Origin of the sequence: Methanohalophilus sp., from assembly GCF_030156785.1 — an archaeon.
In the GTDB taxonomy this organism is placed as follows: Archaea; Halobacteriota; Methanosarcinia; order Methanosarcinales; family Methanosarcinaceae; genus Methanohalophilus.
On record NZ_JASGLW010000004.1, the window covers coordinates 1 to 24,506 of the forward strand.

25 protein-coding genes and 1 tRNA gene are annotated in these 24,506 nt (G+C 41.3%); 15 read left to right on the top strand and 11 right to left on the bottom strand.

The features are described 5' to 3' along the window. Positions 1–94: 94 nt before the first annotated feature. Complete coding sequence (locus PWQ49_RS02875) at positions 95–436, bottom strand: metalloregulator ArsR/SmtB family transcription factor (RefSeq protein WP_300607571.1); 342 nt, start codon at positions 434–436, stop codon at positions 95–97. Positions 437–554: 118 nt separating this feature from the next. Between PWQ49_RS02875 and tgtA the strand changes: the two genes are divergently transcribed. From tgtA to PWQ49_RS02895, 4 genes are read left to right on the top strand one after another with little or no spacing between them, the layout of a single operon-like run. Beyond that, on the top strand, positions 555–2,042 hold the full coding sequence (tgtA, locus tag PWQ49_RS02880) for a tRNA guanosine(15) transglycosylase TgtA (RefSeq protein WP_300607574.1): 1,488 nt from the start codon (positions 555–557) through the stop codon (positions 2,040–2,042). A 41-nt stretch (positions 2,043–2,083) separates the two neighbouring features. Beyond that, complete coding sequence (locus PWQ49_RS02885; protein ID WP_300607577.1) at positions 2,084–3,025, top strand: UbiA family prenyltransferase; 942 nt, start codon at positions 2,084–2,086, stop codon at positions 3,023–3,025. Between the two features lie 14 nt (positions 3,026–3,039). Further along, the gene (locus PWQ49_RS02890) at positions 3,040–4,200 is read left to right on the top strand and encodes an NAD(P)/FAD-dependent oxidoreductase (RefSeq protein ID WP_300607579.1); all 1,161 of its coding nucleotides are present in this window, start codon (positions 3,040–3,042) and stop codon (positions 4,198–4,200) included. A gap of 9 nt (positions 4,201–4,209) precedes the next feature. Further along, on the top strand, positions 4,210–5,352 hold the full coding sequence (locus PWQ49_RS02895; protein ID WP_300607581.1) for a radical SAM protein: 1,143 nt from the start codon (positions 4,210–4,212) through the stop codon (positions 5,350–5,352). Between the two features lie 40 nt (positions 5,353–5,392). Here the strand turns inward: PWQ49_RS02895 and PWQ49_RS02900 are convergent, their stop codons facing one another. Continuing rightward, positions 5,393–6,250 carry a coiled-coil protein gene (locus PWQ49_RS02900; RefSeq protein WP_300607926.1) on the bottom strand — a complete coding sequence of 286 codons (858 nt, stop codon included), beginning with the start codon at positions 6,248–6,250 and terminating at the stop codon, positions 5,393–5,395. Positions 6,251–6,322: 72 nt separating this feature from the next. Next, entirely contained in the window at positions 6,323–6,988 is a 666-nt protein-coding gene (gene serB, locus PWQ49_RS02905) for a phosphoserine phosphatase SerB (RefSeq protein WP_363321798.1), read from the bottom strand. A gap of 176 nt (positions 6,989–7,164) precedes the next feature. Here serB and PWQ49_RS02910 point away from each other — a divergent pair, with 176 nt between their 5' ends. Then, on the top strand, positions 7,165–8,001 hold the full coding sequence (locus tag PWQ49_RS02910; protein ID WP_300607584.1) for a F420-dependent methylenetetrahydromethanopterin dehydrogenase: 837 nt from the start codon (positions 7,165–7,167) through the stop codon (positions 7,999–8,001). Positions 8,002–8,026: 25 nt separating this feature from the next. After that, positions 8,027–8,152 carry a hypothetical protein gene (locus PWQ49_RS02915; RefSeq protein WP_300607588.1) on the top strand — a complete coding sequence of 42 codons (126 nt, stop codon included), beginning with the start codon at positions 8,027–8,029 and terminating at the stop codon, positions 8,150–8,152. Positions 8,153–8,285: 133 nt separating this feature from the next. Here PWQ49_RS02915 and PWQ49_RS02920 read toward each other — a convergent pair whose 3' ends face one another. Continuing rightward, entirely contained in the window at positions 8,286–8,438 is a 153-nt protein-coding gene (locus tag PWQ49_RS02920; RefSeq protein WP_300607590.1) for a hypothetical protein, read from the bottom strand. 151 nt (positions 8,439–8,589) lie between these two features. On the opposite strand from PWQ49_RS02920, the gene PWQ49_RS02925 reads away from it, so the two are divergent. Beyond that, positions 8,590–9,303, top strand: a complete 714-nt coding sequence (locus PWQ49_RS02925) for a proteasome assembly chaperone family protein (RefSeq protein ID WP_300607932.1) — start codon at positions 8,590–8,592, stop codon at positions 9,301–9,303. A 5-nt stretch (positions 9,304–9,308) separates the two neighbouring features. After that, positions 9,309–9,698: a DUF473 domain-containing protein gene (locus PWQ49_RS02930; RefSeq protein WP_300607593.1), complete on the top strand. Its 390-nt coding sequence runs from the start codon at positions 9,309–9,311 to the stop codon at positions 9,696–9,698. A gap of 3 nt (positions 9,699–9,701) precedes the next feature. Here PWQ49_RS02930 and PWQ49_RS02935 read toward each other — a convergent pair whose 3' ends face one another. Further along, complete coding sequence (locus tag PWQ49_RS02935) at positions 9,702–10,337, bottom strand: DUF169 domain-containing protein (RefSeq protein ID WP_300607596.1); 636 nt, start codon at positions 10,335–10,337, stop codon at positions 9,702–9,704. 21 nt (positions 10,338–10,358) lie between these two features. Continuing rightward, a complete protein-coding gene (sepS, locus tag PWQ49_RS02940) occupies positions 10,359–11,978 on the bottom strand; it encodes an O-phosphoserine--tRNA ligase (protein ID WP_300607599.1) in 1,620 nt (539 codons plus the stop codon). 303 nt (positions 11,979–12,281) lie between these two features. Between sepS and PWQ49_RS02945 the strand changes: the two genes are divergently transcribed. After that, on the top strand, positions 12,282–12,413 hold the full coding sequence (locus PWQ49_RS02945) for a hypothetical protein (RefSeq protein WP_300607602.1): 132 nt from the start codon (positions 12,282–12,284) through the stop codon (positions 12,411–12,413). Between the two features lie 464 nt (positions 12,414–12,877). On the opposite strand, the gene PWQ49_RS02950 is transcribed toward PWQ49_RS02945, so the two are convergent. Then, the gene (locus tag PWQ49_RS02950) at positions 12,878–13,150 is read right to left on the bottom strand and encodes a UPF0147 family protein (RefSeq protein WP_300607605.1); all 273 of its coding nucleotides are present in this window, start codon (positions 13,148–13,150) and stop codon (positions 12,878–12,880) included. 452 nt (positions 13,151–13,602) lie between these two features. On the opposite strand from PWQ49_RS02950, the gene tfe reads away from it, so the two are divergent. Both tfe and PWQ49_RS02960 read left to right on the top strand, forming a co-directional pair. Beyond that, complete coding sequence (gene tfe, locus PWQ49_RS02955; protein WP_300607608.1) at positions 13,603–14,097, top strand: transcription factor E; 495 nt, start codon at positions 13,603–13,605, stop codon at positions 14,095–14,097. Between the two features lie 2 nt (positions 14,098–14,099). Further along, positions 14,100–14,612: an HD domain-containing protein gene (locus PWQ49_RS02960; protein WP_300607610.1), complete on the top strand. Its 513-nt coding sequence runs from the start codon at positions 14,100–14,102 to the stop codon at positions 14,610–14,612. Between the two features lie 274 nt (positions 14,613–14,886). Here PWQ49_RS02960 and PWQ49_RS02965 read toward each other — a convergent pair. Beyond that, positions 14,887–14,960 (bottom strand) — tRNA-Val (locus PWQ49_RS02965). 327 nt (positions 14,961–15,287) lie between these two features. Between PWQ49_RS02965 and PWQ49_RS02970 the strand changes: the two genes are divergently transcribed. Beyond that, positions 15,288–16,148 (top strand): metallophosphoesterase, encoded by an 861-nt coding sequence (locus PWQ49_RS02970; protein ID WP_300607613.1) that lies wholly within the window; start codon positions 15,288–15,290, stop codon positions 16,146–16,148. Continuing rightward, positions 16,145–18,973, top strand: a complete 2,829-nt coding sequence (locus PWQ49_RS02975) for a DEAD/DEAH box helicase (protein ID WP_300607616.1) — start codon at positions 16,145–16,147, stop codon at positions 18,971–18,973. Before PWQ49_RS02970 ends, PWQ49_RS02975 begins: the two co-directional genes overlap by 4 nt. A gap of 357 nt (positions 18,974–19,330) precedes the next feature. Here the strand turns inward: PWQ49_RS02975 and PWQ49_RS02980 are convergent, their stop codons facing one another. Genes PWQ49_RS02980 through mpgP form a run of 3 tightly spaced genes read right to left on the bottom strand, consistent with a single transcriptional unit; the run spans position 19,331 to position 21,931 of the window. Continuing rightward, a complete protein-coding gene (locus PWQ49_RS02980; protein WP_300607619.1) occupies positions 19,331–20,554 on the bottom strand; it encodes a glucoamylase in 1,224 nt (407 codons plus the stop codon). A 6-nt stretch (positions 20,555–20,560) separates the two neighbouring features. Then, positions 20,561–21,094 (bottom strand): hypothetical protein, encoded by a 534-nt coding sequence (locus tag PWQ49_RS02985; RefSeq protein ID WP_300607622.1) that lies wholly within the window; start codon positions 21,092–21,094, stop codon positions 20,561–20,563. A gap of 30 nt (positions 21,095–21,124) precedes the next feature. After that, positions 21,125–21,931, bottom strand: coding sequence for a mannosyl-3-phosphoglycerate phosphatase (mpgP, locus tag PWQ49_RS02990; RefSeq protein ID WP_300607625.1), 807 nt, complete (start codon positions 21,929–21,931; stop codon positions 21,125–21,127). A 157-nt stretch (positions 21,932–22,088) separates the two neighbouring features. On the opposite strand from mpgP, the gene gpgS reads away from it, so the two are divergent. Together gpgS and PWQ49_RS03000 are read left to right on the top strand one after the other, a co-directional pair. Next, the gene (gpgS, locus tag PWQ49_RS02995; RefSeq protein ID WP_300607628.1) at positions 22,089–23,309 is read left to right on the top strand and encodes a glucosyl-3-phosphoglycerate synthase; all 1,221 of its coding nucleotides are present in this window, start codon (positions 22,089–22,091) and stop codon (positions 23,307–23,309) included. Between the two features lie 52 nt (positions 23,310–23,361). Next, positions 23,362–24,504 carry a pyridoxal phosphate-dependent aminotransferase gene (locus PWQ49_RS03000; protein WP_300607630.1) on the top strand — a complete coding sequence of 381 codons (1,143 nt, stop codon included), beginning with the start codon at positions 23,362–23,364 and terminating at the stop codon, positions 24,502–24,504. Positions 24,505–24,506 lie beyond the last annotated feature (2 nt).

The following is a 24,506-nucleotide window of genomic DNA, read 5'->3' on the forward strand; positions in this document are numbered from 1 at the left end:
TTATCAATTAATTTATCATAAGAGATGTTAGTTTATTTAAATAACTAAACAGACGAAGGACTAGAGCAAATTCGTTTTTTTAAAGAATATTTGGTTAAAATATGTTAGTCTTTTCAACCATATCTTTCCCAATCTCTGTAGGATAATAGATAATCCAGTTACCTTCTCTTTTGCCTTCAATAAGTCCAACATCGCTAAGAATGGATAAGTGGTATGAAAGCTTTGAATCCTGCACATTTACTATTTCCTTGATAAGACATACGCAAAGCGGATTCAAGGTTAACAAATGCAAGATTTTAATTCTCAACGGGGACGAAAGAGCATAGTATATCTTGCTTTGCTTCTGTATGCTTTCTTCATCAGGCAGTCTGGCCGCCAGTTTTCTGAGATCATCCTCACCTTTTATTTCACACTCAAGAGGCGTTGGTATTTCCATTTTAAATCTCCGAATTACTTTATTTTGTATCAGCCTTATTGCATTTTTATCTTTCGCCAACCTTATTTTCCAACGGTGGAAATACAAATATATATTATCATCCTCATCTACAGCCATCATGCCATCTGTGTTTAAAATTCTCCAGAAGGATGCCGCAGGACGCATTGGGAAGCTAACAACTCCTCATGGAGTGATTGAAACTCCAACAGTTATGCCAGTTATAAATCCCAATATTCAGACAATTCCGGCTTCTGAGATGCGTAGTTTTGGTGCACAAATCCTAATTACAAATTCCTATATCATTTTCCGCAAGGAAGAACTAAGGGAAGTTGCTCTTAAGGATGGTCTTCATTCTCTTCTCGGGTTTAACGGGCCGATAATGACTGATTCAGGTTCTTTCCAGTTATCTGTATATGGGGATGTTGAAGTAACCAATGAACAAATAATTGAATTCCAGCAAAAGATCGGAACTGACATTGGAGTGCCTCTTGATATCCCTACGGCACCAGATGTTTCAAGAGATCAGGCAGAGAGTGAACTGGAAATAACCATTGAAAGACTTAAAGAAGCTCGTTCGATGGTAAAAGAAGGCATGCTTCTTGCAGGTCCGGTTCAGGGTTCAACATATTATGATCTCAGGCAATATGGTGCTGAAGAACTCACACGTCACAATTTTGATGTTTATCCCATAGGTGCGGTTGTTCCTTTGATGGAAAATTATAGGTATGCCGAATTGGTTGATGTAATAGCAGCATCCAAAAAAGGCCTTTCTCCTGTAGCACCAGTTCACCTTTTTGGTGCAGGTCATCCTATGATGTTTGCATTAGCCGTAGCGTTGGGTTGTGATCTTTTTGACTCCGCAGCTTATGCACTTTATGCTAAGGATGGCAGGTACATAACAAATTCCGGAACTTATCATATAGAAAATCTAAACTACCTCCCATGCTGTTGTCCAATTTGTCTTGAACACAGTGCCGAGGAACTGAATAAAGCTCCAAACAAAGTGGAATTGCTTGCAAGGCATAATCTCTACGTGACATTTCAGGAAATTAACCTCATCAAACAATCCATAAGGGATGGAAATCTTCTGGAGCTTGTTGATATGCGTTGCAGAAGTCATCCTTCAATGCTTGAAGCTCTTAAGCGATTCTATTCGCATACGGAATGGATTGAGACTCTTGATCCCGCATCCAAGTCGACATTTTTCTACACAGGTCCGGAATCAGGCTTGCGACCAGAAATTAATCGCTACTCAAAGAGGCTTGAACGTCTGGAAATCAAGGGGAAGGCATTGATAACTTCATTTCCAATAAAGATGTCTGATGAATATGATCAGTATCTTCGCTTTAAGCCGCCAATCGGAGCTTATCCGATTGAGCTTTCCGAAATGTATCCTTTCAATGCAGAAATTCCAACAACCATAGATTACGAACCAATGGATAAGGCACTTATTAATACGATAAATCTGATTTCACGGAATGCTGATGCACAGTTTACTTTTGTATGTGATGATTCACTGACAAAACATCCTCGATTTGCTGAACTTCCAAAAAATGTGAACGTAATTATTAGGGGATCCACTGATACCTTCTCTTCACAACCCTAATATAGCATACTAGGGATTACATACTCTCACTGGTGATACAATTGGTATCTACAGCCGGATCAAAAACTAGGAACCCGTACCTCGAACTATTGAGACCAGAGATTTCAGATATGGATCTGGCTCTTCCTGCAGCCAGTGCTTTGCTTGCATCCTACATTGCAATGGGAACGCTTCCACCACTAATTCCTTTTATAATTGCAGTCATTGGAGGTTATGCTGCAATTACAAGTTCATACGTCTACAATGACTGCTGTGATATCGACATTGATAAGATAAACCTTCCAGACAGGCCGATTGCTTCTTCGACTCTTTCCAAAAAACAGGGACTTGCCTATGCTTGTTTTCTTGCATTGGTTGCTTCTGTAGCAGCGTTTTACCTGAATCCGGAATCATTTATAGTATTGGTTATTGCTGTAGCCACAATCAGCATTTATTCAAGGGTTGCAAAACGTTCAACTTTTCTTAGTTTTGTACCGGTGGGAATTGCTTATGGACTAGTTCCCATTGGGATCTGGCTTGCCTTCGATCCAGCAGGAATTTTGAAAGGTAACGATACAACAATTCTTCCATTGCCCGGAATATTTCTTGGTATCATGATGTGTGTAACAGATTGGGGTTTTACTCTCTCAGGTGTTGCAAGGGATGTCGAAGGTGACAAGGCACGCGGTGCACCAACTTTCCCGGTAACATATGGAGTTCCATTAACGTCAAAATTTGTAACTGTATGCTGGTTTGTGGGAGTCATATCGTCAATAATCATAGGATGGACGGCTCATCTTGGTCCAATATATTTTGTTGGGGCATTTTTTGCAGGTATCTGGATGTTAGCTCAATCATTTGATTTTATCCGTAATCCGACACCACAAAGAGGAGGCAAACTTTTCCTTCAGGGATCACGATATCGTGGAGTTATGTTTGGTTCCCTGATAATTGATGTGATACTATCGATTAGCTTTGTAGAATATGTTTCAATTCTTTGGTAAGGAGATTATTAAAAATGGATGCTGATGTCATTGTAATAGGTGGTTCTCCTGCAGGGCTTGCAACGGCAAGAAAAGCTTCGTCACTTGGATGCAGAGTTCTTTTACTGGACAAAAAAGAATCGCCCGGAAATCCACCACATCCTGCAAATACATTTTTCAAAGGTATGTTTGACCGTGCAGAGGAAGTTGTTGACAAGAGTTATGTTCTCCGTGAACTCCGAGGCGCAAAAATTGTTGCTCCTTCCGGAGGCACAGTTGATATTATAAGCCCAGCTTATTTCATTGACAGGTCTGCTTTTGATCGCTTTTATGCCCAAAAAACGCTTGATGCAGGTGTTGAAATACTTTCAGGTGTGGAAGCATACAATATAATTCGCAAAGATGGGGAAATGTCTGTAAGCACTTCAGAAGGAGTCTATAGTTCACCTCTTGTAGTCGTTTCCAATGGAATAAAATCGAATCTTGCAGCTCTGTGTGGTCTGTCTCCGATCCGCTATCCTCAGGACATTGCATGGGCCAAGGAGGCAGTCATTGAAGCAGATGGAATTGGGGAACCTGATATGTTTGAATATTATTTGGGCAGCATTGCACCGGGCTGGAAATCAACCTATTCTCCGTGTGGGGGAAACCGTGCGACACTGGGAACCTATGTTAGAAGACATGGTTCAGATGTCTCTGCATTCTTTGATAAGTGGGTTGAAAAATTTAAACAACTAAAAGGCATTTCAGATATGGAAATCCTTGAACCTTTTTCCACAGGTGGAGATCCTATCATTACAATACCCAAAGATATTCTTGCAGACGGTCTTATGCTTGTAGGTGGGACTGCAGGACAATCAGGTATCGGCTATAGCATGCATGCTGGCAACATATGTGGAAGAGTTGCTGCGGATGCAGTTAAAAAAGGAGATTTTTCAGTATCCCGGCTTTCTGATTATCGTAAAGCATGGAACAAAGCTTACAGGGTAGAGCACTGGCTAGGCAGAATCGGACTTGAAGCCCTGAGAAAAATGGACGACAGGGAAATTGATAGGGTAATGCAGGTTTTTGAAGGCAAAGATATGTCCTTCCTTAGAGGGACACCGTTTCATAAATCTATTCAGATATCTATGTACATGCTCAGGCATGATCCTCTTGCACTGTTGAATTTCAAGGCACTTCTCAGAAACAGGTGATTTGTAACTATGAAATACTACTTTTATCGGAGTCCACTTTTCAAAGTCTATGCAACCGTAGAGGAAGGTTATGTCAGAATGCATACTTCAGGTGTTGCATCAAAACTCCTGATGCCCGTTGTTTCAGGTTTTTTTGACATGTTTGAAGGTTCAAAAGTTGCAAAGGTAATGGATGATCAATTGATATTTTCCACATGGATGCCTCCAATCCCCAGCAAGGCTTTTGAAAGACTTGTAAAAAGCCAGATGGGTGCAATGAGGGGTAAATTTGTTCCCGAACAAGTCACGATATCCATAACGGAAGAATGTCCTAATAATTGTCTCCACTGCGCGCTTCCTGATACAAAAAACAAGGCAAGTTTACCCCTGGAAATTATAAAAAGTGCTATTGATCAGTGTCTTGACTTAGGATCCACATTCATAATTTTTGATGGAGGGGAGCCTCTCCTTTACGAAGGACTTGAGGAACTGATCAGCTATGTTGACAGGGAAAAAGCAATTACAGGAATGTTTACTTCGGGTGTGGGTTTTACTCACGAGAAAGCCTTGTCCCTAAAAGCGGCTGGGTTGGATATGCTGAGTGTTAGCCTAGATAGTGCAAATGAAAAAGGACATGATTCCATGAGGGGTCGAGTTGGGGTTTTCAGGGATGCAATGAATACAATACGTTATTCACTGGATGCTGGTTTGCTTGTGAACATCTATGTTGTACTATCCCCGCTCAATATCCATGAACTTGAAGATTTCTATAATCTGAGTACTAAAATGGGTGTTCATGAAATATCATTCTTTGAAATAGTTCCCACGGGTCGGTGGATAGATCATGAAAAAGATGTTCTCACAAAAGAGGATCTAAAAAAGTTTGATGATTTTGTGAAATGGGCTAATAAACAAGAAGGTCCTAGGATATTTTCGATTCCCCATGTCCTACGGAAACTGGGATGTTTTGCAGGTCGCAAATGGATTCATATTACCCCACAGGGAGATGTAAATCCCTGTGCATGTATGCCATTAGTAGTTGGAAATATTTATCAGGAAAAAATAAGTGATATCTGGAAAAAATTACGCAGTAATCCTGAATTCAATGCAGGTCCATGTCTTATGCTAAATGACAAGTTCAGGAGCAAATATATCCTGAATAACTTGGAATAAAAAAGATTCCAGGGATTGGCCCTGGAATGATTTTGTACAATTAAAGAAGTCCTGATTTCTGAAGCGTCATGAGGTTTTCGGTGGTTAGTTTCTCACCGGACTTAAACTTGTCAAAGATGTCTTCTACATCTTTGCGAACCTCTTCCATATCAGCTACTTTCTTAACGCCACTGTCCTGCTTCTTGAGCTTGCGAATTTCTTTCTCAATATCCCTTAGCTCTTTCTGGATCGTAATAAATGACTTGTGCTCTTCATCTGCCTTTTCCTGAATTTCGACAAATTCCTTGTGAGCAGCGTCCGAATCTGCGCGTACTTTGTCAGCTTCCTTGAAGGTGGCTATCATCTTGTCGTGATATTCCTGTGCCTTCTGGGCGAATTCGGAGAGTGTATTGTGGAGGTTGGATGCCTCATCACGAATATTCTGTGCTTTCTCAAGCAACTCTTTCAGCTCGACATTACTTTCAAGCTGTTTCTTCTTCTCCTCGTACTGGCTTTGGAGTTCGGAGATCCTCTTTACGAGTTCCTTTTCCTTTGAAGGAGTAAGAACCTCGGTCTGCTGTGCAAACTCGAGTCTGTCAATATCTCTGCGGATTTCCTTGAGAGATGGACCGGTAAGGTTGTTGGCACTTCTGAGTTCATCAACCTTTGCAAAAACCTCGTTTGCTTTTGCGTTTGTTATGTCCCTCTTCTCCTTATATTCCTGGACTTTGCGATTGTTTTCATCACGAAGCTTCTTAAATTCCTGTGCTTCATTGATGAGCTCTTTTGTCTGTTTATTCAGTTCATTGCGTTTTGCGGCCAGTGTACTTGCAAGAGCATTAAGTTTGTTACGTTCCTCTTTATGTACGTCTGCTTCCTTTCTTAGCTCCTGCCTCTTGATCTTAAGTTCTTTCATCATGCTCAGGTTTTCCTCCCTGTCCAGCAACGTTGGCTGGCATTCCATGCATTTCTAATGCACGATTCATGAGATTCACTGGAGTGAATCGATCACCGGTATAAGTGCCTTCATATTTTTTTCCTTTATAACCACGTCGGCGTATTGGCAAAGTATGGGTTTTGGGTTGAAGGCGATTGAATACCCTGCCTTTTTAAATAAGCATATATCGTTTGCCCCATCACCTACAACTATACAATCCTTTGTTGTGATTCCGTGGTCATGAGCAAGTTTTTCGAAAACGATTTCCTTTGAATTGTCACCTGTCATTGGTCCGCTTACTTTTCCAGTAAGTTTTCCATCCTTTACTTCAAGTACATTTGAATATACATGATCAATTTTAAGGAGTTTTCCGACTTGTTCTGATTTCAGAGTGAATCCTCCGGATAACATGGCTGTACTATAACCATGTGATCGGATGTGGTCCAGAAGTTCTTCTGCTCCCGGCATAAGTGGTATTTCGTCCATAGCTTTTTGTGCAATCTCAATGTCAAGTCCTTTGAGAGTGCGCACGCGTTCAATTAAAGCTTCGCTGTATTTCAGGTCCCCGTTCATGGCTTTTCGGGTAATCTCTGATACAAACTCTTCGGTTCCGGCAGCACGTGCAAGCTCATCTATGCATTCTGCATCAATAAGGGTACTATCCATATCAAAAACGATTAGTTTGGGTTTTTCGTTTCTGGAATTTATATTTAAGCTCACGTCATCAAACCAAGTAATGAAGTAATTTTATAATAAGAATTGGTCTCTAGAATTATACACATACCCTTTAACGTTTTCGGATCGATTTGTAGATATGGGTCAACATATGTTCCAGAACCAGATGTAAATCCAAAAATAATATATGGTACGTGGTTATTTTCCCTTTGTGATTCAATATGGCAAAAATTGGATTTATTAAACTGGGTAATCTTGGAATGAGTCAGGTTATTGATCTTGTACAGGACGAAATCGCAGCACGTCAAGGGATCAACGTCCGCGTATTCGGGACCGGTCCCAAGATGGGCAAGGATGAAGCAGCAGACACTGCAAGCTTCAAGGAATGGGATGCAGACTTCTACGTCATGATCAGCCCTAACTCCAGTGCACCTGGCCCAACTGCTGCACGTGATATATACAAAGACGTACCGTGCATTGTGATTTCGGATGGTCCTACAAAGAAAGATGACAGGCAGGCACTCGAAGATGCAGGATTTGGTTACATTATTATGACCGTCGATCCTCTTATCGGTGCAAAGACCGAATTCCTCGATCCGGTTGAAATGGCTTCATTCAATTCAGATGTAATGAAGGTTCTTTCCACCTGTGGTGTAGTCAGGTTGGTTCAGGAAGAACTCGACAAAGTCGCCGCCCAGGTAGACGCCGGTAAATCAGGTGCGGACCTTGAATTGCCTCATATTCTCGCAAAACCTGAGGTATGTATTGAGCGCGCTGGTTTCAACAACCCATACGCAAAAGCAAAGGCATTGGCTGCACTTCACATGGCAAGCAAGGTTGCAGAAATCAACTTCCCTGCATGCTTTATGATGAAGGAACTTGAGCAGGTTGCACTTACAACCGCAACAGGTCATGAACTAATGAGAGCAGCTGCAGAGCTGGCAGTTGACGCAAGGGAACTCGAGAAAGCCAATGATTCAGTGTTCAGGCAACCTCACTCCAAGAAAGGTTCCCTTATGCAGAAGACAAAGCTTTATGAGAAACCAGCAGAAGTGTGAAAAACACTTTTGCTCTTTTTTATTTATGGAACCTCTGACAGCCTTTGCAATCGGGATTTTTGTATTTGCTTTAATGATAATTAGCACTGCTGTTTTCCTGAAAATGGCTTCCGAAATGGAAGCTGTAACCATGAGCAAGAAAAAACCTTGATTATGCAATGGGGCATAGAGTGAAGTATCTTTATAATAAATCACTTTCCATTTTTTCTTTGGCATTGCACTATCAAGAACCTGCCATCAAAAAGTTCTATAGGTGTGCGGCTTTACAAAACAGCAATGTCTGCTTACTGCAGGATATGTTCAATAGCTATTATTTCGGTGTCCTTTGAAATACCGATGCAACCGGAATCTGCTACCATTATTGTAACTTCAAATACAACCTTGTAACCTCTTACGAAAACTCCACGAAAGGTCTTTGAAAAATAACATCTGTACAAGTGGCTCCACCGTATTTCTTGAACATTGTCCGCTCCTCATATGTGAACAAATTAATTAGAAACGATGATCTTATCTATAAATACACCATGAAATAAGAGTATAATAATAAGATAAGGTGTTTTTTTGTCAGGTAAAGTGTTTGAAGATGTCATGATAAATGCTGGTGAGATCAAATCGAAGGAACCTTTGCTTATCGAGGGTTTCCCGGGTATTGGTCTTGTCGGTAATATAGCAAGCCAGCAGATAATAGAAGAACTTTCAATGGAATACATAGGTTCCATGGAATCGCGATTTTTCCCGCCGATTGCCGTTCTTTATGATGGGCTCATCAATATGCCTGTACGTATTTATGAAAGTGAGGAACACAATCTCATCATGGTGGTTTCTGATATTCCCATAAGCCCTTCATCCTCTTACGATGTGAGCAAGGTTCTCATTAATTGGGCTGGTTCTATAGGTGTTAAGGAAGTAATTTCGATTGCTGGAATTGCTACTATGTCTGATGAAGCAAAAGTATTCGGTGCAGCGACAACCAAAGATATGCTTGAGAAGATTGAAAATCATGTAGAAATATTCCAGATGGGAACTATATCCGGAATTTCAGGAAGCATAATGTCCGAATGTTTTATTCAGGAAATTCCTGCTATTAGTCTTCTTGGAGCTACACGCAGCCAGAACCCAGATCCAAGGGCTGCAGCAGCTGTAATTAATGTCCTGAATGATCTTTATGGCTATTCCATCGAGACGGAGAGCCTGATTGAGCAGGCAGAAAGAATCGAACTGGAAATGCAGAAACTGGCCGAAGATTTACGTAAAAGTGAACAATCAGCTTCCCCAAGAAGAGAATTCCCAATGTACGGGTGATCCTAATGGAGTACAAAACGCTAACAGGTATTTCCTATGCCGCTATGCATGATCTCAAGGAGCATATGCTCAGGACTATTGAAATTCGCAGTCCCGAGAATTTCCTTACATCCCTTAATCTCAATGTTGGCGAGGATATTTTTTTGACTTCAACCAGTAAACAGGATTTAACACCCGGCACGATGGGTGTTATTGGCACAGTTACACAGCATCAGGTAGCTACTCATCGAATTGTTAACAGCAACGATAGCTATTATGAAGAGAGCGAAACCACAATGATAAGGATACAAATACATCCTCGATGCGTTGGCAGGGTTAGAAAAGTTAAATCCAACCAGATGGGTCATGTAACAGTAACAGAGGCAGAAGCAGTTCCCTTCTACGACGCAAGATAAATTTCATTTTTGGGTTTCTGGGATTATTCCCAGTGCTCTGTTTATTTGTTCTATAAGGTCATAATGTAATCCCAGTGGGACTTCTGAGTTGGGATACCCACTATGTTTTCTTGAACCTTTGCAGCCGAATGAAAGTCCTATCCCGATACTCAGTGGTTTTGCAGTACAATCACCACAGACGGATGCTGCTCCGATTGTGTCAAATATACTTCTTTTCCCTTCCATGTATGCAAATGCTTGGATTATTCTCATGACAAATTCGGGCTTCAGGTACAATATGCAAACGTCGAACGGCACTTTTGTGAGGGATAGCGGTGCAATTTTAATGGAACCATATTCCCTTCCAATCCTTGGTAGATTTGTTGCAGCTTTTTTTGCAGCTTCTATATTTTCATACCTTCCAGATCTAAAATAGTACTCCGATGGAGGTATTTTGGATTTACCAAGAACATAGTTCCCAGCGCCACAACGCTGGGAATTTATGTGGAACTCTTTTCCGTATCTTGCTTCACTCACAAGCTCGCAGTATAATTTATTTAACTCAGTGCCATTTGTGGTCTCAAGAAATGTAATGCATACAGGTTCTCCGTCATCCATAAGTGTACATAAGTTCTCCATTTTCGGCATTTTTTCAGACATCAAAAACCTTCAAAAATCAATTCACTTAATTTCTGCACGAATTGTTGTGAATACAGGTCCGCGAATGTCTATTTTTTTGTTCTTGCCTGTAATGAACCGCTGTGCAAGTGGACTCAATGAGATATTGATCTCAGCAGGAGTTTTTATGATCCTTGCTCGCGTTTCAGTTTCTGATAATCCCTTTTCAATTGCTACTTCGATTTCCCTTGCAGCTTTTGATGCAAGAGCATCTATGAATCTTATCCCGGTTCTGGCAGCGTGGTTATCAAAAGCCTTTTTCCATTTCTTTGTGTTGGGAAGACCAAGAATGTCATTGTTGTAAGCAAGAACTTCATTGAAAGCTGCCGGTCCGCAAAGTTTTGTGTTTTCTTCGGGTTCAATAACGGTGACTTTTACTTTTTTACCCATCATTTCTCCTTCCCATGCTACAAATTCACAAGGGCTGGGTTCATTTCCATGCAGTTCTGCTTCACTAACAATTGCTTTAACGATCTCTTCTCCTTCAGCTGTTTGTGGAGTCTCGGCTATGGAGATCATTTTTGCAAGGTCGCTGTCAGAAAGTTCCCATTCGGAATACTGGGTAATTTGTGGGTATGACATACTCCTAAGATCGGTTGCATCAAAGAGTATCATGGCAAGGCGTTCAACACCAAGCCCGAGGTTCATTACAGGATACGGGATGTCATAGTTTGAAAGTGCAAGTGGAGAATAGATCCCAAAAGTGGCAATTTCAATCCATCCATCAGAGTATTTAGTGTTTGATCCCACAAGTTTAGGATGGTACGCGAAGACTTCGATTTGTGTTTCAGGTGTATAATATTTACTTCTCTTTTCATCAGGTCTAAAAAGGAATTTCTCAAAACCGAATTGAGAAAGTAATCCTTCGGAAACTGCTTTTCCATAGTCAACAGTAACATTTTCATCCATTATTACACAGGATGCGGAATAGTAAGTCATGAGGCGTGAAGCATCTTCTTGCTGTTCCCTTCTAAAACACCTGTCGATGGAAAACAGATGGAAAGGTGGTTCCCTGCGTTTCAGCATTTCCGAGAGACTGATAAACCATCCAGATGTCATGTGGCTGCGCAATGTTTTGCTTCCCGCAATTGGTTTTAGTTCCTTAAATTCCGGGAAAATTTCCTTAATCATTTCTGCAATGAGGGAGTCTGAAAGTCCCAGTTCTCCCGAGATCTCAGAAACAAGGTCATCGCCTTCGATTGTTCCTTTCTTATATGCGTGTAATTTCTCACGGATAATTCTAATTCCTTCGTCTCCTATGTCACCAATCATTTCTTTTATTTTTGCAATACGCTCATCAGATATACCTACATTAGGGCGTGGAAGGCCTGCGAGATAGAAACACCTGTCAAGAACCGCCAGTGATTCAGGTCCGAATTGCTTGTGAACTTCTGTTTCATCAACGATAAGTGGATTCATGATTTCCTCAAAACCCATCCTCAGGTATGCTTCCCTTAGTTTTGAGATTGTATCGTAAACCGGATGTGGTTTTCCGTATTTCAGGGACACTTGTGGGTATCTCTCGTTCAAAATCGGGAATTTAACATAGGAGGCGGTCTCATTCCATGCACGGTCAAAGTCTTCCTCTGCCTGTTTTTTGATAGAACTGGGATCAAATTTCATGATGATTACCTGTTATTATTTCTCTGGATTGGGTTCTCCAGTACCTGTTGGAATTATTTTTCCGTTTCCTCTATGGGGGCTATTGTCATGAGAGGGACAGGTTTGTCTGGATAATGCTGTAGATGGGTGCAGATAACATATTTATAAGAGTTTACTGACTCAGAGTGAATAGATGTTGTCCTGCACATCTAAATACTTTTTTCTTTCACGAAATGTTCACTTTTCGTTTTCTGGAAAACAGATCTATAGTACTATTCACAGTTATATTCCACTTGGTACTGTTTTTTAGTATATGGTTCAGGAATGATTGAAAATAAAAGCAGCACAGATACTTTTGTGAAAAGAGATTTCTCTCTAACAGGATTAGGATTTGCATCCATAATTGTTCTATTTCTCCTGCTGTATATGCTTGGCGGGAGGGTTGAAAAAGGGTGAGAAAGTCGAAACGCTTGAGGGAATCAAGTGATTTGTCATGTATTGATGGGCATATCCGTATATGCCGTCAAAAGACCTCTGATTATTATCCATAAGATAACAATTCTTTTGACCATCGGAGGATTGTATACTGACGAGCATATGTGAAATACAGAAGGAGAAAAATTTGTACCTTAGGATATGGAAGCGTTGCTAAACCTCGATATACTGTAGAAGACATAATGGGGATAAAGGGAGCTGCTTATTATTACAACCAAGGGGGGGGCAGATCCATCGATTATAAGGCAATCTGGTTAAACGGGAAAGAACTTGTTTCTATTTTCAGATATTTTGTTGAGTTGGAATGGGAGATTTCCATTCCAATGTCTCCCCCTTAATAAAGAGATTTTTGTGCTTTCATAAAAGCAACAAAACAACTTGCAGGGTTATTGTTATGAAATTGCAGTAAAAAAGGTATATTGGCGTCACTCGTCGACTGGAATAGTCTCAAGTTGACTGGCAACGTTCCAGATCAGAGTCCTTGTATGTAGTGGTATATTTGGATCGTTGCTAATGTCCTCGAGAATTGATATACTCATGGATGTTCTCAGGTACATTGGTTCATCAACGTTATTTAGTCTCTCCACTATTTCGTTGGCAGAACGCCTTATATTACGTGGTACAGAGTTGTCATTTGCGATTTGTTCAAGCACCTGAACGCATTGCTGTATCACATCTTCACTATTAGTCGACAGCATTTTGATCACCTTTGATAAAAACATATAAAATAAGAGTTACCTGCTGTAATATAAACAGACATATCCTATAAAAGTATATTCATGCATCTTCCCAAGATTTACCTATATAGGTTTTGGATTTTAATAGTGATAGATAGAGATTGAATTTCACTTCCTTTTCCTGATTTAGATCTATTCTTGTTCTTAATTTTCCTCATATTTCCTTTTTGCCATTAAATCAGAGATTCAATGGGAGTTCCAAATTTTTAATCTGGAAAAAATACAATCATTCTTTTTGTGTTTTCTTGAGTAAACAAATATAGGTGACTTTTTTATAAATAATCAAGTAAGTTCAATTGGATAGAAAAAAGGATCACTACAGGCCTCCAAAAACCATAACTATAAATAGTAATCATAGCAAAAAGACAGAACTCGGTATTATCAATCTTTCTTTATCTATGAGGTGAGTGCCTGTGATCGATTTAAATGACCCTGTTGTACGCGGCTATTTACTCCAGCTTCTTGGAGAAGAAGGAATCCAAATAATAGAAAACATGCCAGAAGGCGAAGTCACTGATGAAGAAATTGCCGAAAATACAGGGGTTCTTCTCAATATTGTGCGAAGAAACCTTTTCATTATGAATGAAAACAAGCTTGCCACCTGTCGCCGTGAGAGGGATGCAAGCAGTGGTTGGTTGACATATCTCTGGAAACTTGATCTTGATGATATAAGCAGCCAGCTTTCAAAAGAACAGCGCAAGTTGGTTAAGAACTTGCAGACTCGCCTTGAATTTGAAGAGGGAAATGTCTTTTACGTATGTCCTGAAGGTCATGTCAGAGTCCTTTTTAATGATGCAGCTGATTTGGAATTCCTTTGTCCATATTGTGGAGAAGATCTGGAATTCCAAGATAACCAGATAATTGTTGATTCCATCAAGAAAAGATTGAAAGCATTGGCAGAAAGCTAATCATGATATCCTTTGATGATGCTCTGGAAATACTTCGGGAAGCAGGCACTGCCCAGAATGTAATTGAGCATTGCATGGAAGTCTCAAAGGCATCCGTAGATATTGCAAAAATACTGCAATCTCGCGGCGAAGAAGTTGACATCGAACTTGTAAGAATTGGTGGTTTGCTGCATGATCTGGGCCGATCCAGAGTTCATGATATAAGCCACGCACACGTGGGTGCTCTCATGGCAAAAGAATTGGGACTTGATGACAGGCTTATAGCTATTATCAGGAATCATATTGGTGCAGGCATTACTAAAGAAGAGGCCAAAGAACTGGGATTGCCTGAAGAAGATTTTTTGCCGCGTTCTATTGAGGAAAAAATTGTTGCCCATGCGGACAACCTTGTGAAAGGCACAAAAAGGATCAGCATCAAAAAAAGGGCAAGCTTGATGAAAACAAATGGTGCAAGCTCTGAATCTATAGCACGCGTACTTTCACTTGCCAAAGAACTTGGCATTACAAAACTTTGATTTTAATCCTATAAGAAATGCGAATAGTTCAACTAGGAACATCGACTTTTGAATCCGGAACCTATGATAATCCGAGTCGCATGATTTTAGCAAACCATAATAATCTGCAACGTGACGTATAAGGACAAAACCTAAAGTTACATTTCCATGAAAGAAGATTTGTCTGCGACCTAAAAGTTGTACACTCAAAGGAACAAGCAAACCTCAAAGCAAGAGTAGAAACCCTCGAAAAACAAATGGATTTTCTCCTAAAAGCGCTATCCGAAGGTATGAGTGGGCCCGCTGGAATTCGAATCCAGGACCTCCGCCGTGTGAAGGCGACGTCATAACCGGCTAGACCACGGGCCCCATGTTAATAACACAATCTTAACGTAAATTATGAGTAATAAGGCTTTTGTTAACTAAAACGTGGGGAATTATATAGCTTGGATTCCAGTGTTTTCCAGAAGGAGGGGTTCCCACGATTGATACCATAGCTCCAAAACAAAGAGGTGTGCTCACAAAACTTGGCGGCATTATGTTCCCAACAGCAAGCTGTAACAGATTGTCCACAGTTGCACATAGAACTATTTTGTGGAAACGCATGATGATATCTCCAAATAGAAATTTCAATCCTAACACTCAACGAAAAGCTTGACCAAATGAAAACAGTAACGCATCCAGAAGAGACGTATAATGCCAACAATTACCTACCCGATTCCCGATGAGCCTGCACTTGTAGTAGAAGGAGATAGCAAAGCTCTTGTCATAGCCGATATCCACATTGGCATCGAGTGGGATCTCTACAATAGCGGATTCCTTGTTCCAAGCCGCCTTGAAGAACGTCTCAAAAGGGTAGAGAAATACATCCGGGAAACCCGACCTGAACGCATAATCCTGCTGGGTGACATCAAACACAACGTACCCCAGATTTCTTGGCAGGAACGAGATGAAATACCACATTTCCTCGAAAAGCTGGCAAAGCACGCACCGGTTGACATCTTTCCGGGAAACCATGACGCGAACATGGAACTGCTCCTCCCGGAAGACGGTGATGTTACCCTACATTCTTCCAGAGGCGATGTCATAGAAAATGTAGGTTACTTCCACGGTCATACTTGGCCTTCCCCGGCAGTTGCAGCAGCACCTCTCATAATTACAGCCCACAACCATCCTACAGTCAGGCTCACTGATTCACTTGGATATGCTGCTACCGAGCAGGCATGGGTGCGTACAACTATGCTCGCCGATGTGATTGCAGAGCATTACGCCAAAGTGGGAATCACAATGGAAAAACCATCCACAAATCCCATAATAATCGTAGTTCCCGCCTTCAATGAAATCTGCGGTGGGATTCCTATTAATGAGGCGGAAGAAGGCGATTTGCTGGGGCCTGCTTTTTCTTCAGGCGCCATTGATGTGGATAATGCAGAAGTTTATCTGCTCGATGGGATGCATCTGGGTAAAGTCAAAGACATCCGCAAACTTGATGTTACACAAAAACGTCCTCCACGGAAAAGAAGACAGAGAAGGCAAAAAACAGAGGGAGATGTGTGACTGAAAACGTATTCAAGCTTCTATCTCCCGCTATACGGGAAAAACTGGAGGCAAAAGGATTCATAGAACCCACTGAGCCCCAGAAGCAGGCGATACCTCATATCCTCAACGGTGAGAATCTTCTCCTTATTGCGCCTACTGGTTCGGGGAAAACGGAAACAGCAATTTTTCCATTATTCAATCATATCCTTGCAAAACCTCCTGAACAGAGAACCGGTATTTTAGCCCTTTATATCACACCCCTGCGTGCCCTGAATCGGGACATGCTCGGTCGGATACAATTGTGGGGAAAAGAACTCGGTATAAAAGTCATGGTTAGGCACGGAGACACCAGCCAGTATGAACGGCAAAAGCAGTCAAAGAATCCTCCTGATTTGCTGATTACAACACCCGAAACACTGCAGGCAATGTTCACAGGCAAACGGCTAAGAGAGAACCTCAAATCCGTGAGTTTTGTTGTGGTGGACGAAATCCATGAACTTGCAGCCTCTAAACGGGGAGCACAGCTTGCAATCGGGTTGGAAAGACTTGTGGAGCTTTCTGGGGATTTCCAGAGAGTTGGACTCTCGGCAACCGTGGGAAACCCCGAAATAGTGGCAAAATTCCTCGCTGGAGCAGAGCGGGAGATTCGTATTGTGGAAGTCGAAATGCTAAACCTGCTAGATTTCAACGTGATCACCCCCTCAGTAACCGAAGATGATATCAAAGCAGCTCGCAATATCGGGTGTTCATCCGAGCTTGCATCTCACCTGCGGATAATCGGGGATATCGTAAAACGGAAAAAATCCACCCTCATTTTTGTCAACACAAGACAGAGTGCGGAAATGCTTGCCTCGGGATTTCGGATTCTTGAGATGCCAATAGGCGTGCATCACGGCTCTCTGTCCTACGATGCAAGATTGGAAGCAGAGGAATCGTTCAAGGCTGGTGATCTCAAGGGCCTTATTTGCACTTCCTCAATGGAACTGGGAATCGACATCGGAAACGTGGATCATGTAATCCAGTACGGATCACCCAGACAGGTTTCAAGGCTCTTGCAAAGGGTTGGAAGAGCAGGTCACAAGATCCACAAGATTTCGGAAGGAACAATTATCGCAATGGATTTTGATGATATTGCTGAAAGTATGGCAATTACCCATAATGCAACCCGGGGACTTGTTGAAAATATCTGTCCGCAAAACAATTCTCTTGATGTTATAGCCAACCAGTTATCGGGTATTGTATTGGATTTTGGGGATATAGAAATCGAAAAAGTTTACAGGATACTGAAACGCACATATCCGTTCAGGAACCTTACCCTCGAGAGCCTGAATAAAATCGTGGAACAGGCGGTATCTAACCGCCTTGTGTGGCAGGATGAAGGAACAACTTCAATTTCAAGGAGGCGCAAAAGCTGGCAGTATTACTACGAAAACCTGTCTATGATCCCCGATGAACGAAAGTTCGAGATCTTCGACATTGTATCAGGGAAAATTGTGGGAAACCTCGATGAAGCCTTTGTTGTAAATTTTGCAACACCGGGAGCCATATTCATAACAAAAGGTGAAGTCTGGAGGGTTATCGAGCTTCTTCCGGACAGGGACAGAATCAAAGTCGAACCTGTAAAAAGTCTTGGCGAAGTTCCGAGTTGGGTCGGCGAGGAAATTCCTGTGCCCTTTGAAGTTGCACAACATGCTGGACAGCTCCGCAGGAAGGTGGCGGATCTTCTGCTTTCTGGAAAAGATGAAATCACCGTTTCGAAAAACATCCAACAAGAGTATCCGGTTGATGAAGAAGCATTACGTGTATTTATTGGCATGATTACGGAGCAACAGGACGCATGTGCACCTATACCCGATGACAGGCACATCGTAATCGAGGAACATGGGGATTCACTGGTAATTAATGCCTGTTTCGGTCATAACACCAATGATACGCTTGGAAAAGTTCTTACAGCCCTGCTTGCCGCAAGAAGCGGCAGTAGTGTGGGACAAGAAACAGATCCCTACAGGATACGCCTTCGTTTTACAAAGCGCATGAGAGCTGAAAAGTTGCGCAAGCTTCTGAAAGAAATTAAACCAGAACATGTTGAACCCATCATTGAGATGACTCTCAAGAACACATCACTGATGAAATGGAAAATGGTGCAGGTAGCCCGGAAATTTGGTGCACTCAGCAAGCAGATTGATTATGACAAGATCAGTATGAAAAAATTGCTTGAGATTTACCAGCACACTACCATGTATGATGAAGTGCTCAGGGACATTTTTCATAATCTGCTTGATGTCAGGCAGGCCGTGAAAGTCCTAGAAGCGATACAAACCGGAGAAATAGATATCCTCATAGGAAAAGCCTCACCCATCGGCTCCGCCGGTTTTGATGCCAAGAAAGATCTAATTGCTCCAGACAGACCGGAAGGCGCTATTCTTGAAACAATGAAAAAACGTATACAGAACGATATAGTTATCCTTTTCTGTGTTCACTGCACAAAATGGGTATCCCGCAGGAAAGTGAAAAGTGTTCCCGAAGACATAGTTTGCCCCATCTGCGACTCGAAAATGATTGCAGCCCTCAAACCTTGGGAAGAGGGAGATATCAAGCTTGTTCGCAAGAAGGACAAAGTCACAGAAAAAGAAGAGAAGAAACGCATTCAGAGAGTTTACAGGAATGCAAACATCGTGATGACCCACGGCAAAGTTGCAGTCATTGCCCTTGCAAGCCGGGGTGTGGGACCTGAAACCGCTTCAAGAATTATCCAGAAAATGAGAACTGAAGAGGATGAATTCTACAGGGACATCATGGAAGCTGAACGCAACTATGCCAAGACAAAACAATTCTGGAGCTGAAGTGGATATCTGCAGTTAACTTTTGTTGATTCAAAACAAAGAGGCTGTTCATAGAATCCCAAGAATCATTTATCTATTCGGGAAATACAAAAATGAATGAAACTAATTCTACTTGCACAGAATATGTTTTCTGAAAATTTCATCCGGATATATATTAATTTTTAGACACCAGAAGCCTTCATTTCAACTTCTGAATAACTAATGGATAATGTCAAATTCAGTAAAATCGATAGAATTTGATGAAAATTTTGTATATTTTATTAACAAGCATATATAATTCAAAAACTTCGCTGATATGTTTACAAAAGCTGCCGGAGATTAGGTAGTTTTCTGCTTCAGTTTCTGAGTTTGTTTTCCTTACCCGTATTTTTCCATATAGCTGCGATATACGGAAATAAATTCAGCATGTGGCCAGATCAAAGGAATTGTCACATAAGCAAGCCCGTCTTGCCACTTTGGATGATTGCGGGTATTCTCAATCATCTTTAGTTTGCTGTCCCTGAGAATTTTTGCACTGGTATAATCCTCAACCCACATTTCAAATCGTTCAATCGTTGAAATGTGCTCTGGCAACTGGTTTTTGTGAGCCATATCAACTACCCACTCGAGATACAAATCCGCCATATCCTGATTATCAACACGGATATAATGATGTGCCAGCTCGCATGTAAAATGCGGCCACGGACCATATCCACCGTTGTTGCGATCCCACATTTCCGGGTAACGGTTAAGTCCACCGATTTCCTTATCCCAGAGATTTTCATGAATGCGTTTGACAGTTGATCTTACTTTTATATCCGTATCATCCACCAATCCGAAAAATGCAGGGGCATACTCCACAGCATCTACATCGATAACACTGGAAGCAAAAGCGTCATAGCCAATAGGATTACTTGTCCTGTCTTTAACACGTATACATTTTATAAAAGAACGCCTCCTGGCACTGTAAAGTTTTGCCATGATAGAATTCCGGATTTTGTTTGCTTCCTCTTCCCACTGGGAAACATCCTTACCCAAAGCCTTACCCATCTTTACGGCTGCAAAGATACCTGCACAGCATGCTGAATTTGCGTAGATCTCAAAACCATGCTCATAAGCAGGATACTCATGAATACTGTTAACAGTATGAATGAGATCGACTTCTTCATTCTTATTCATAAGAATAAATCCAACCGCTTTTTCAATAGCCTCCCAGTGTTTCAGCACAAATTCCTTATCTGCCATGGCTTCAAAAAAAGAGCCTCCACTTCCCTCAAAATACTTCCCGAGCGCATACAGAACAAGACCATTACCATCAATCTGCAAATCCTTATAACTGGCATCGTTTCCATCAACATCATAGCGCTGGGAAAATTCTCCAAGGGGTTTCTGTGAACTCAGCACAAAATCAAGCCCTTTCTTTGCCTGATCCATCAATCCCGCATCTACTGAACCAATAATTGCCATGGAGTGATCCCTTGGGTAAATAAATGGATACCTGGTACCAGGGGGACTTGCATAAAAACCTCCATTTTCATGCTGGTTTTCCATCAGAATTTTTACAGAATTCTCATAAAGTTCATATGCTTTTTTATGATTCAAAGAGGTTCACTCCTTATCGTGGTAATCAATTTTAAACACACAATAAGACTTCTTAAGATAATCGTCCACTTCTTCCTTGGTCATGCCAGCCCTTTCAATAGCTTTATAGTTATATTCAAGATCATTTGTAAGTGGTGATTTAGCTCCAAGGCTCAGCAGTTCGGCTCCTGCAAGTTCAGCCCTCTTCTTGCTATAGCTGTAATGCAAAATTCCCAGAACCCCCGAAAGGGCAGGATAATTCCATCCATCCTCAGAAGCTTCTTTTTTGTTCTTAACATGTTCAATTAGTTCAAGGAACTGTGAAGGTTGCTCTCCCCCATACATTTCCACAAATTCAACCAAATCGCTTCCAAACGGACAAACTGGAAGATAATTTACATTGTTCTCACGTGCTCCCTCAAAGCCCGGCCCTTCAATTTCAGCAAGTTTAATACCAATATCTACAAGCCAGTTGAAAGTCTCTTCCGGGCCAAACCTGTCCACCATTTCCATAATACCCATCAAAAAAGCTTTGGGTAGCATGTTTTCAAGTCGTATCATAAGCTACATATCCCCTTTCTCAATGCCATATCATTTAGATGACAACAACTTAAGTATTGCGCGGTTCCAGCCAACTGGACCGACACCTTCAACGTAGTTAATCCGTGGATCTGAAATATTACTGTCATAAATTTTCCCGGGTTTCTGGACAAGATATGGGATATCCACTGCTTGCAGCATAGGAAGATCATTCAAACTGTCTCCAAGACCCACGCTTATGGCATCTGGATCTCTTTTCCTAAAAAGATCCATCAGCTTCTGCACGGCTTTACCCTTGTCATTGTTACCCATCAGGTGCCAGTAACGACCACCACGGGTATAATTCAGACCCTTTGAGACAATTATTTCCTTGAGTTCATCGGCACGATCCTCATCAAGCAGCTTAAACGCTTCGTCATATTCTCTCATAGTTGCAAGTCTGGCAGATTCCAGTGAAAGACCTGTATCTTCACTGACTTGTTCATCACTCATGTCGCCAAAACCGACAATTTTCATTGAGGTAGATTTGCGAATATCACTAAGGACATTGCGAAGAATCGAGTAGTTGGTTCCCAGTTCGATTACGTTGTAATTCTTTAATTTTTTCGAATATGGATAATCAAAATCAAAGTAGTGCTCCGGTATGAAAATTGCTCCACCGTTTTCAGATATGAATGGGTGGTTTATATCCAGTTCCTTTACATATTTCTCCAGCTCCGCTCTTGTTTTACTTGTACACAAAATAAGAGGTATTGATTGCTTTTTTATAATTGCAAGCGCCGGTTTAGCAGCATCAAAGGAATACGTGTCATGATCAATCAGTGTTCCATCAAGATCCGTAAATATTACATAACCCATCAATTCACCCCTAAAATATCAGAAAATCTTGCTGAAAAGTAAAGAACTCCTATTTCAGCAATAAATATTATTACATATTAACTATTTAGATATTTGTACACAGGGTAACTTTGGGGTAAGCTTAGTCCTGTATTCGAAGTCCTCTTGGAGGTATTTCATGGATTTTAATCAGGAAAATGTCACTACTATACATGATTTTTGCATCAATAGACAAAGACTTACAGAAAGGATGATGGAGCTCAGGCAAAGAAGACCTGCTTCTATTGTCATTCCAATTCATTACAAAGATTTGGACAATCAGGCACTTCCGAATATTATTGAACAATTAAATAATTGCCGGTGTGTCGATAGGATTGTCATACCCCTTGCAGCAGAAAATGTGGAACAATACAGGACAGCCCTGCGGTATCTTGAAAAACTGGAACTCAAGCATGTTCTTCTGTGGTGTAATGGACCAAACGTTGAGAAAATCCTCAACCAGATGAAGGAAATTGATATCGACATCACATCCTTCAGAGGAAAAGGAATGGATGTCTGGATGGGGCTTGGAATTGCAAGTCTTCATTCATATGCAATTGCCGTTCATGATGCTGACATTCTGACATACTCCATTGATATCCCTCTAAAACTTCTTTATCCAATTATCGATCCCGAACTCAACTTTTTCTTTAACAAAGGCTACTATGCAAGAGTTAATGTGGAAGACAGAAAAATTCATGGAAGGGTATTCAGGCTTTTTGTGGAACCGTTGCTTGATACCATGAATGACGAGTTGCGTTGCAATTCAGAAATACTTCAGTATTTCAAGGCATTCAGGTATGCCCTTTCCGGGGAATTTGCAATGACAAGTGATTTAGCCCTCAATATACGTATACCTGCAGATTGGGGATTAGAAGTCGGTATTCTGGCAGAAGTGCATCGAAATGCCTCCCTTAAGCGTATTTGCCAGACCGATCTCGGTTTTTATGATCACCAGCACAAGAAGCTTGGAAGCGATCTTTCCTCAGGACTTTGCAAGATGGTAGGAGATATTTTTACAACCATATTGAGAATCCTGACGGAAACTACACAGACAACAATTTCCATACCATTCCTTCACAGTGTAAAAGTAAAATACAGACGTCTTGGGCAGGATGCAATAAGAAAATATTATACTGATGCATACTGTAACGATCTTGAATTCACCAGACATCTCGAAGAAATGTATGTTGATAGGTTTTCAGAAGTCATTATGAAAGTCGGAGAAGATTACCTCATGGATCCAAAGGATGTTCTCATGCCTGACTGGACCAGAGCCCTTTCTGCTATTCCCGATTTACGTGAACAACTTTACCAGGCTGCTTTGGATGACACCCGGGAATATGGTGTTGAAGAATAAACTCTTTCATAATAACTAAGGTTAAATATAAGAACAAAACGCATAACTGATCATGATTTCTGAACGGGTAAAGAATATTCCCCCCTTTTACGTGATGGAAGTGCTGGAAGAAGCCCAGCGCCTTGAAATGGACGGAGCATCCGTCATCCACCTCGAAATAGGAGAGCCAGATTTTCCCACTGCGCCACACATCTGCGACGCTGCCAACCAAGCCCTTAGCAGCTGTGTTGCCAAATACACACACAGCATGGGAATTCCTGAATTAAGAAGATCCATCGCAAGTTACTACAATCGGCAATTTAGCGTCGATGTTTCTCCTGAGCAGGTGATTGTAACATCTGGGACCAGCCCTGCTATGATGCTTGCATTTATGCTGCTTGTTGAACAGGGGCATAAAATCATAATGTCAAATCCTCATTATGCCTGTTATCCGAATTTTATTACTTCAATCGGAGGGAAAACGGAATATGTTCCAGTCAATGCGAACAACGGATTTTCACTGGATGCCCAAAATGTACAAATGCATCTGGACAACAAAACAGATGCAATTCTGATTAATACTCCTTCAAATCCCGCGGGGGCGGTTATGGATGATGCCAATTTAAAAGGTATTGCAGAAGTTGCCGGGGATATTCCAATTATCTGTGATGAAATCTATCAGGGCCTTACCTACGGAAAAGAAGATCACACAATTCTCGAATACACTGAGAATGCCATTGTTCTTAATGGTTTCTCTAAAAAATACTGCATGACTGGTTGGAGACTTGGCTACATGATAGCTCCGAGGGATTACCTCCGCATATTGCAGAAAATGCAGCAGAATTTCTTTATCTGCGCTAATTCGTTTGTGCAGAAAGCAGGTATTGCGGCTCTTGAAGGCCCACAGGATTATGTCACAGAGATGGTGGCAACTTATGATAAACGCAGGAAATACATGCTGAAAAGACTCAAAGAAATTGGATTTGGTATTGAATATGAACCAGAAGGTGCTTTTTATGTTCTTGCAGATGCCAGGGATTTCGGAAATGATTCCCTTGATTTAAGCCGGGAAATCCTTGAGAAATCACACGTTGCAGTCACTCCGGGAATTGATTTTGGAAGCGCTGCCGAAGGATACATTCGTTTTTCCTATGCCAATAGTCTTGAAAATATAGAAGAAGGCCTGAACAGGCTGGATAAATACCTCAATGAGTGACT

What these genes read in the sequence shown, in the direction of transcription:
- mpgP (WP_300607625.1), bottom strand. Translation starts at nt 21,931, where the DNA reads ATGGGTTATGTAATATTTACGGATCTTGATGGAACACTGATTGATCAT.
- tgtA (WP_300607574.1), top strand. Translation starts at nt 555, where the DNA reads ATGCCATCTGTGTTTAAAATTCTCCAGAAGGATGCCGCAGGACGCATT.
- PWQ49_RS02930 (WP_300607593.1), top strand. Translation starts at nt 9,309, where the DNA reads ATGGAGTACAAAACGCTAACAGGTATTTCCTATGCCGCTATGCATGAT.
- PWQ49_RS02945 (WP_300607602.1), top strand. Translation starts at nt 12,282, where the DNA reads ATGATTGAAAATAAAAGCAGCACAGATACTTTTGTGAAAAGAGATTTC.
- PWQ49_RS02960 (WP_300607610.1), top strand. Translation starts at nt 14,100, where the DNA reads ATGATATCCTTTGATGATGCTCTGGAAATACTTCGGGAAGCAGGCACT.
- PWQ49_RS02915 (WP_300607588.1), top strand. Translation starts at nt 8,027, where the DNA reads ATGGAACCTCTGACAGCCTTTGCAATCGGGATTTTTGTATTTGCTTTA.
- PWQ49_RS02950 (WP_300607605.1), bottom strand. Translation starts at nt 13,150, where the DNA reads ATGCTGTCGACTAATAGTGAAGATGTGATACAGCAATGCGTTCAGGTG.
- PWQ49_RS02900 (WP_300607926.1), bottom strand. Translation starts at nt 6,250, where the DNA reads ATGATGAAAGAACTTAAGATCAAGAGGCAGGAGCTAAGAAAGGAAGCA.
- PWQ49_RS02970 (WP_300607613.1), top strand. Translation starts at nt 15,288, where the DNA reads ATGCCAACAATTACCTACCCGATTCCCGATGAGCCTGCACTTGTAGTA.
- PWQ49_RS02910 (WP_300607584.1), top strand. Translation starts at nt 7,165, where the DNA reads ATGGCAAAAATTGGATTTATTAAACTGGGTAATCTTGGAATGAGTCAG.
- PWQ49_RS02985 (WP_300607622.1), bottom strand. Translation starts at nt 21,094, where the DNA reads ATGATACGACTTGAAAACATGCTACCCAAAGCTTTTTTGATGGGTATT.
- PWQ49_RS02935 (WP_300607596.1), bottom strand. Translation starts at nt 10,337, where the DNA reads ATGTCTGAAAAAATGCCGAAAATGGAGAACTTATGTACACTTATGGAT.
- PWQ49_RS02895 (WP_300607581.1), top strand. Translation starts at nt 4,210, where the DNA reads ATGAAATACTACTTTTATCGGAGTCCACTTTTCAAAGTCTATGCAACC.
- gpgS (WP_300607628.1), top strand. Translation starts at nt 22,089, where the DNA reads ATGGATTTTAATCAGGAAAATGTCACTACTATACATGATTTTTGCATC.
- PWQ49_RS02925 (WP_300607932.1), top strand. Translation starts at nt 8,590, where the DNA reads ATGATAAATGCTGGTGAGATCAAATCGAAGGAACCTTTGCTTATCGAG.
- PWQ49_RS02875 (WP_300607571.1), bottom strand. Translation starts at nt 436, where the DNA reads ATGGAAATACCAACGCCTCTTGAGTGTGAAATAAAAGGTGAGGATGAT.
- sepS (WP_300607599.1), bottom strand. Translation starts at nt 11,978, where the DNA reads ATGAAATTTGATCCCAGTTCTATCAAAAAACAGGCAGAGGAAGACTTT.
- PWQ49_RS02890 (WP_300607579.1), top strand. Translation starts at nt 3,040, where the DNA reads ATGGATGCTGATGTCATTGTAATAGGTGGTTCTCCTGCAGGGCTTGCA.
- PWQ49_RS03000 (WP_300607630.1), top strand. Translation starts at nt 23,362, where the DNA reads ATGATTTCTGAACGGGTAAAGAATATTCCCCCCTTTTACGTGATGGAA.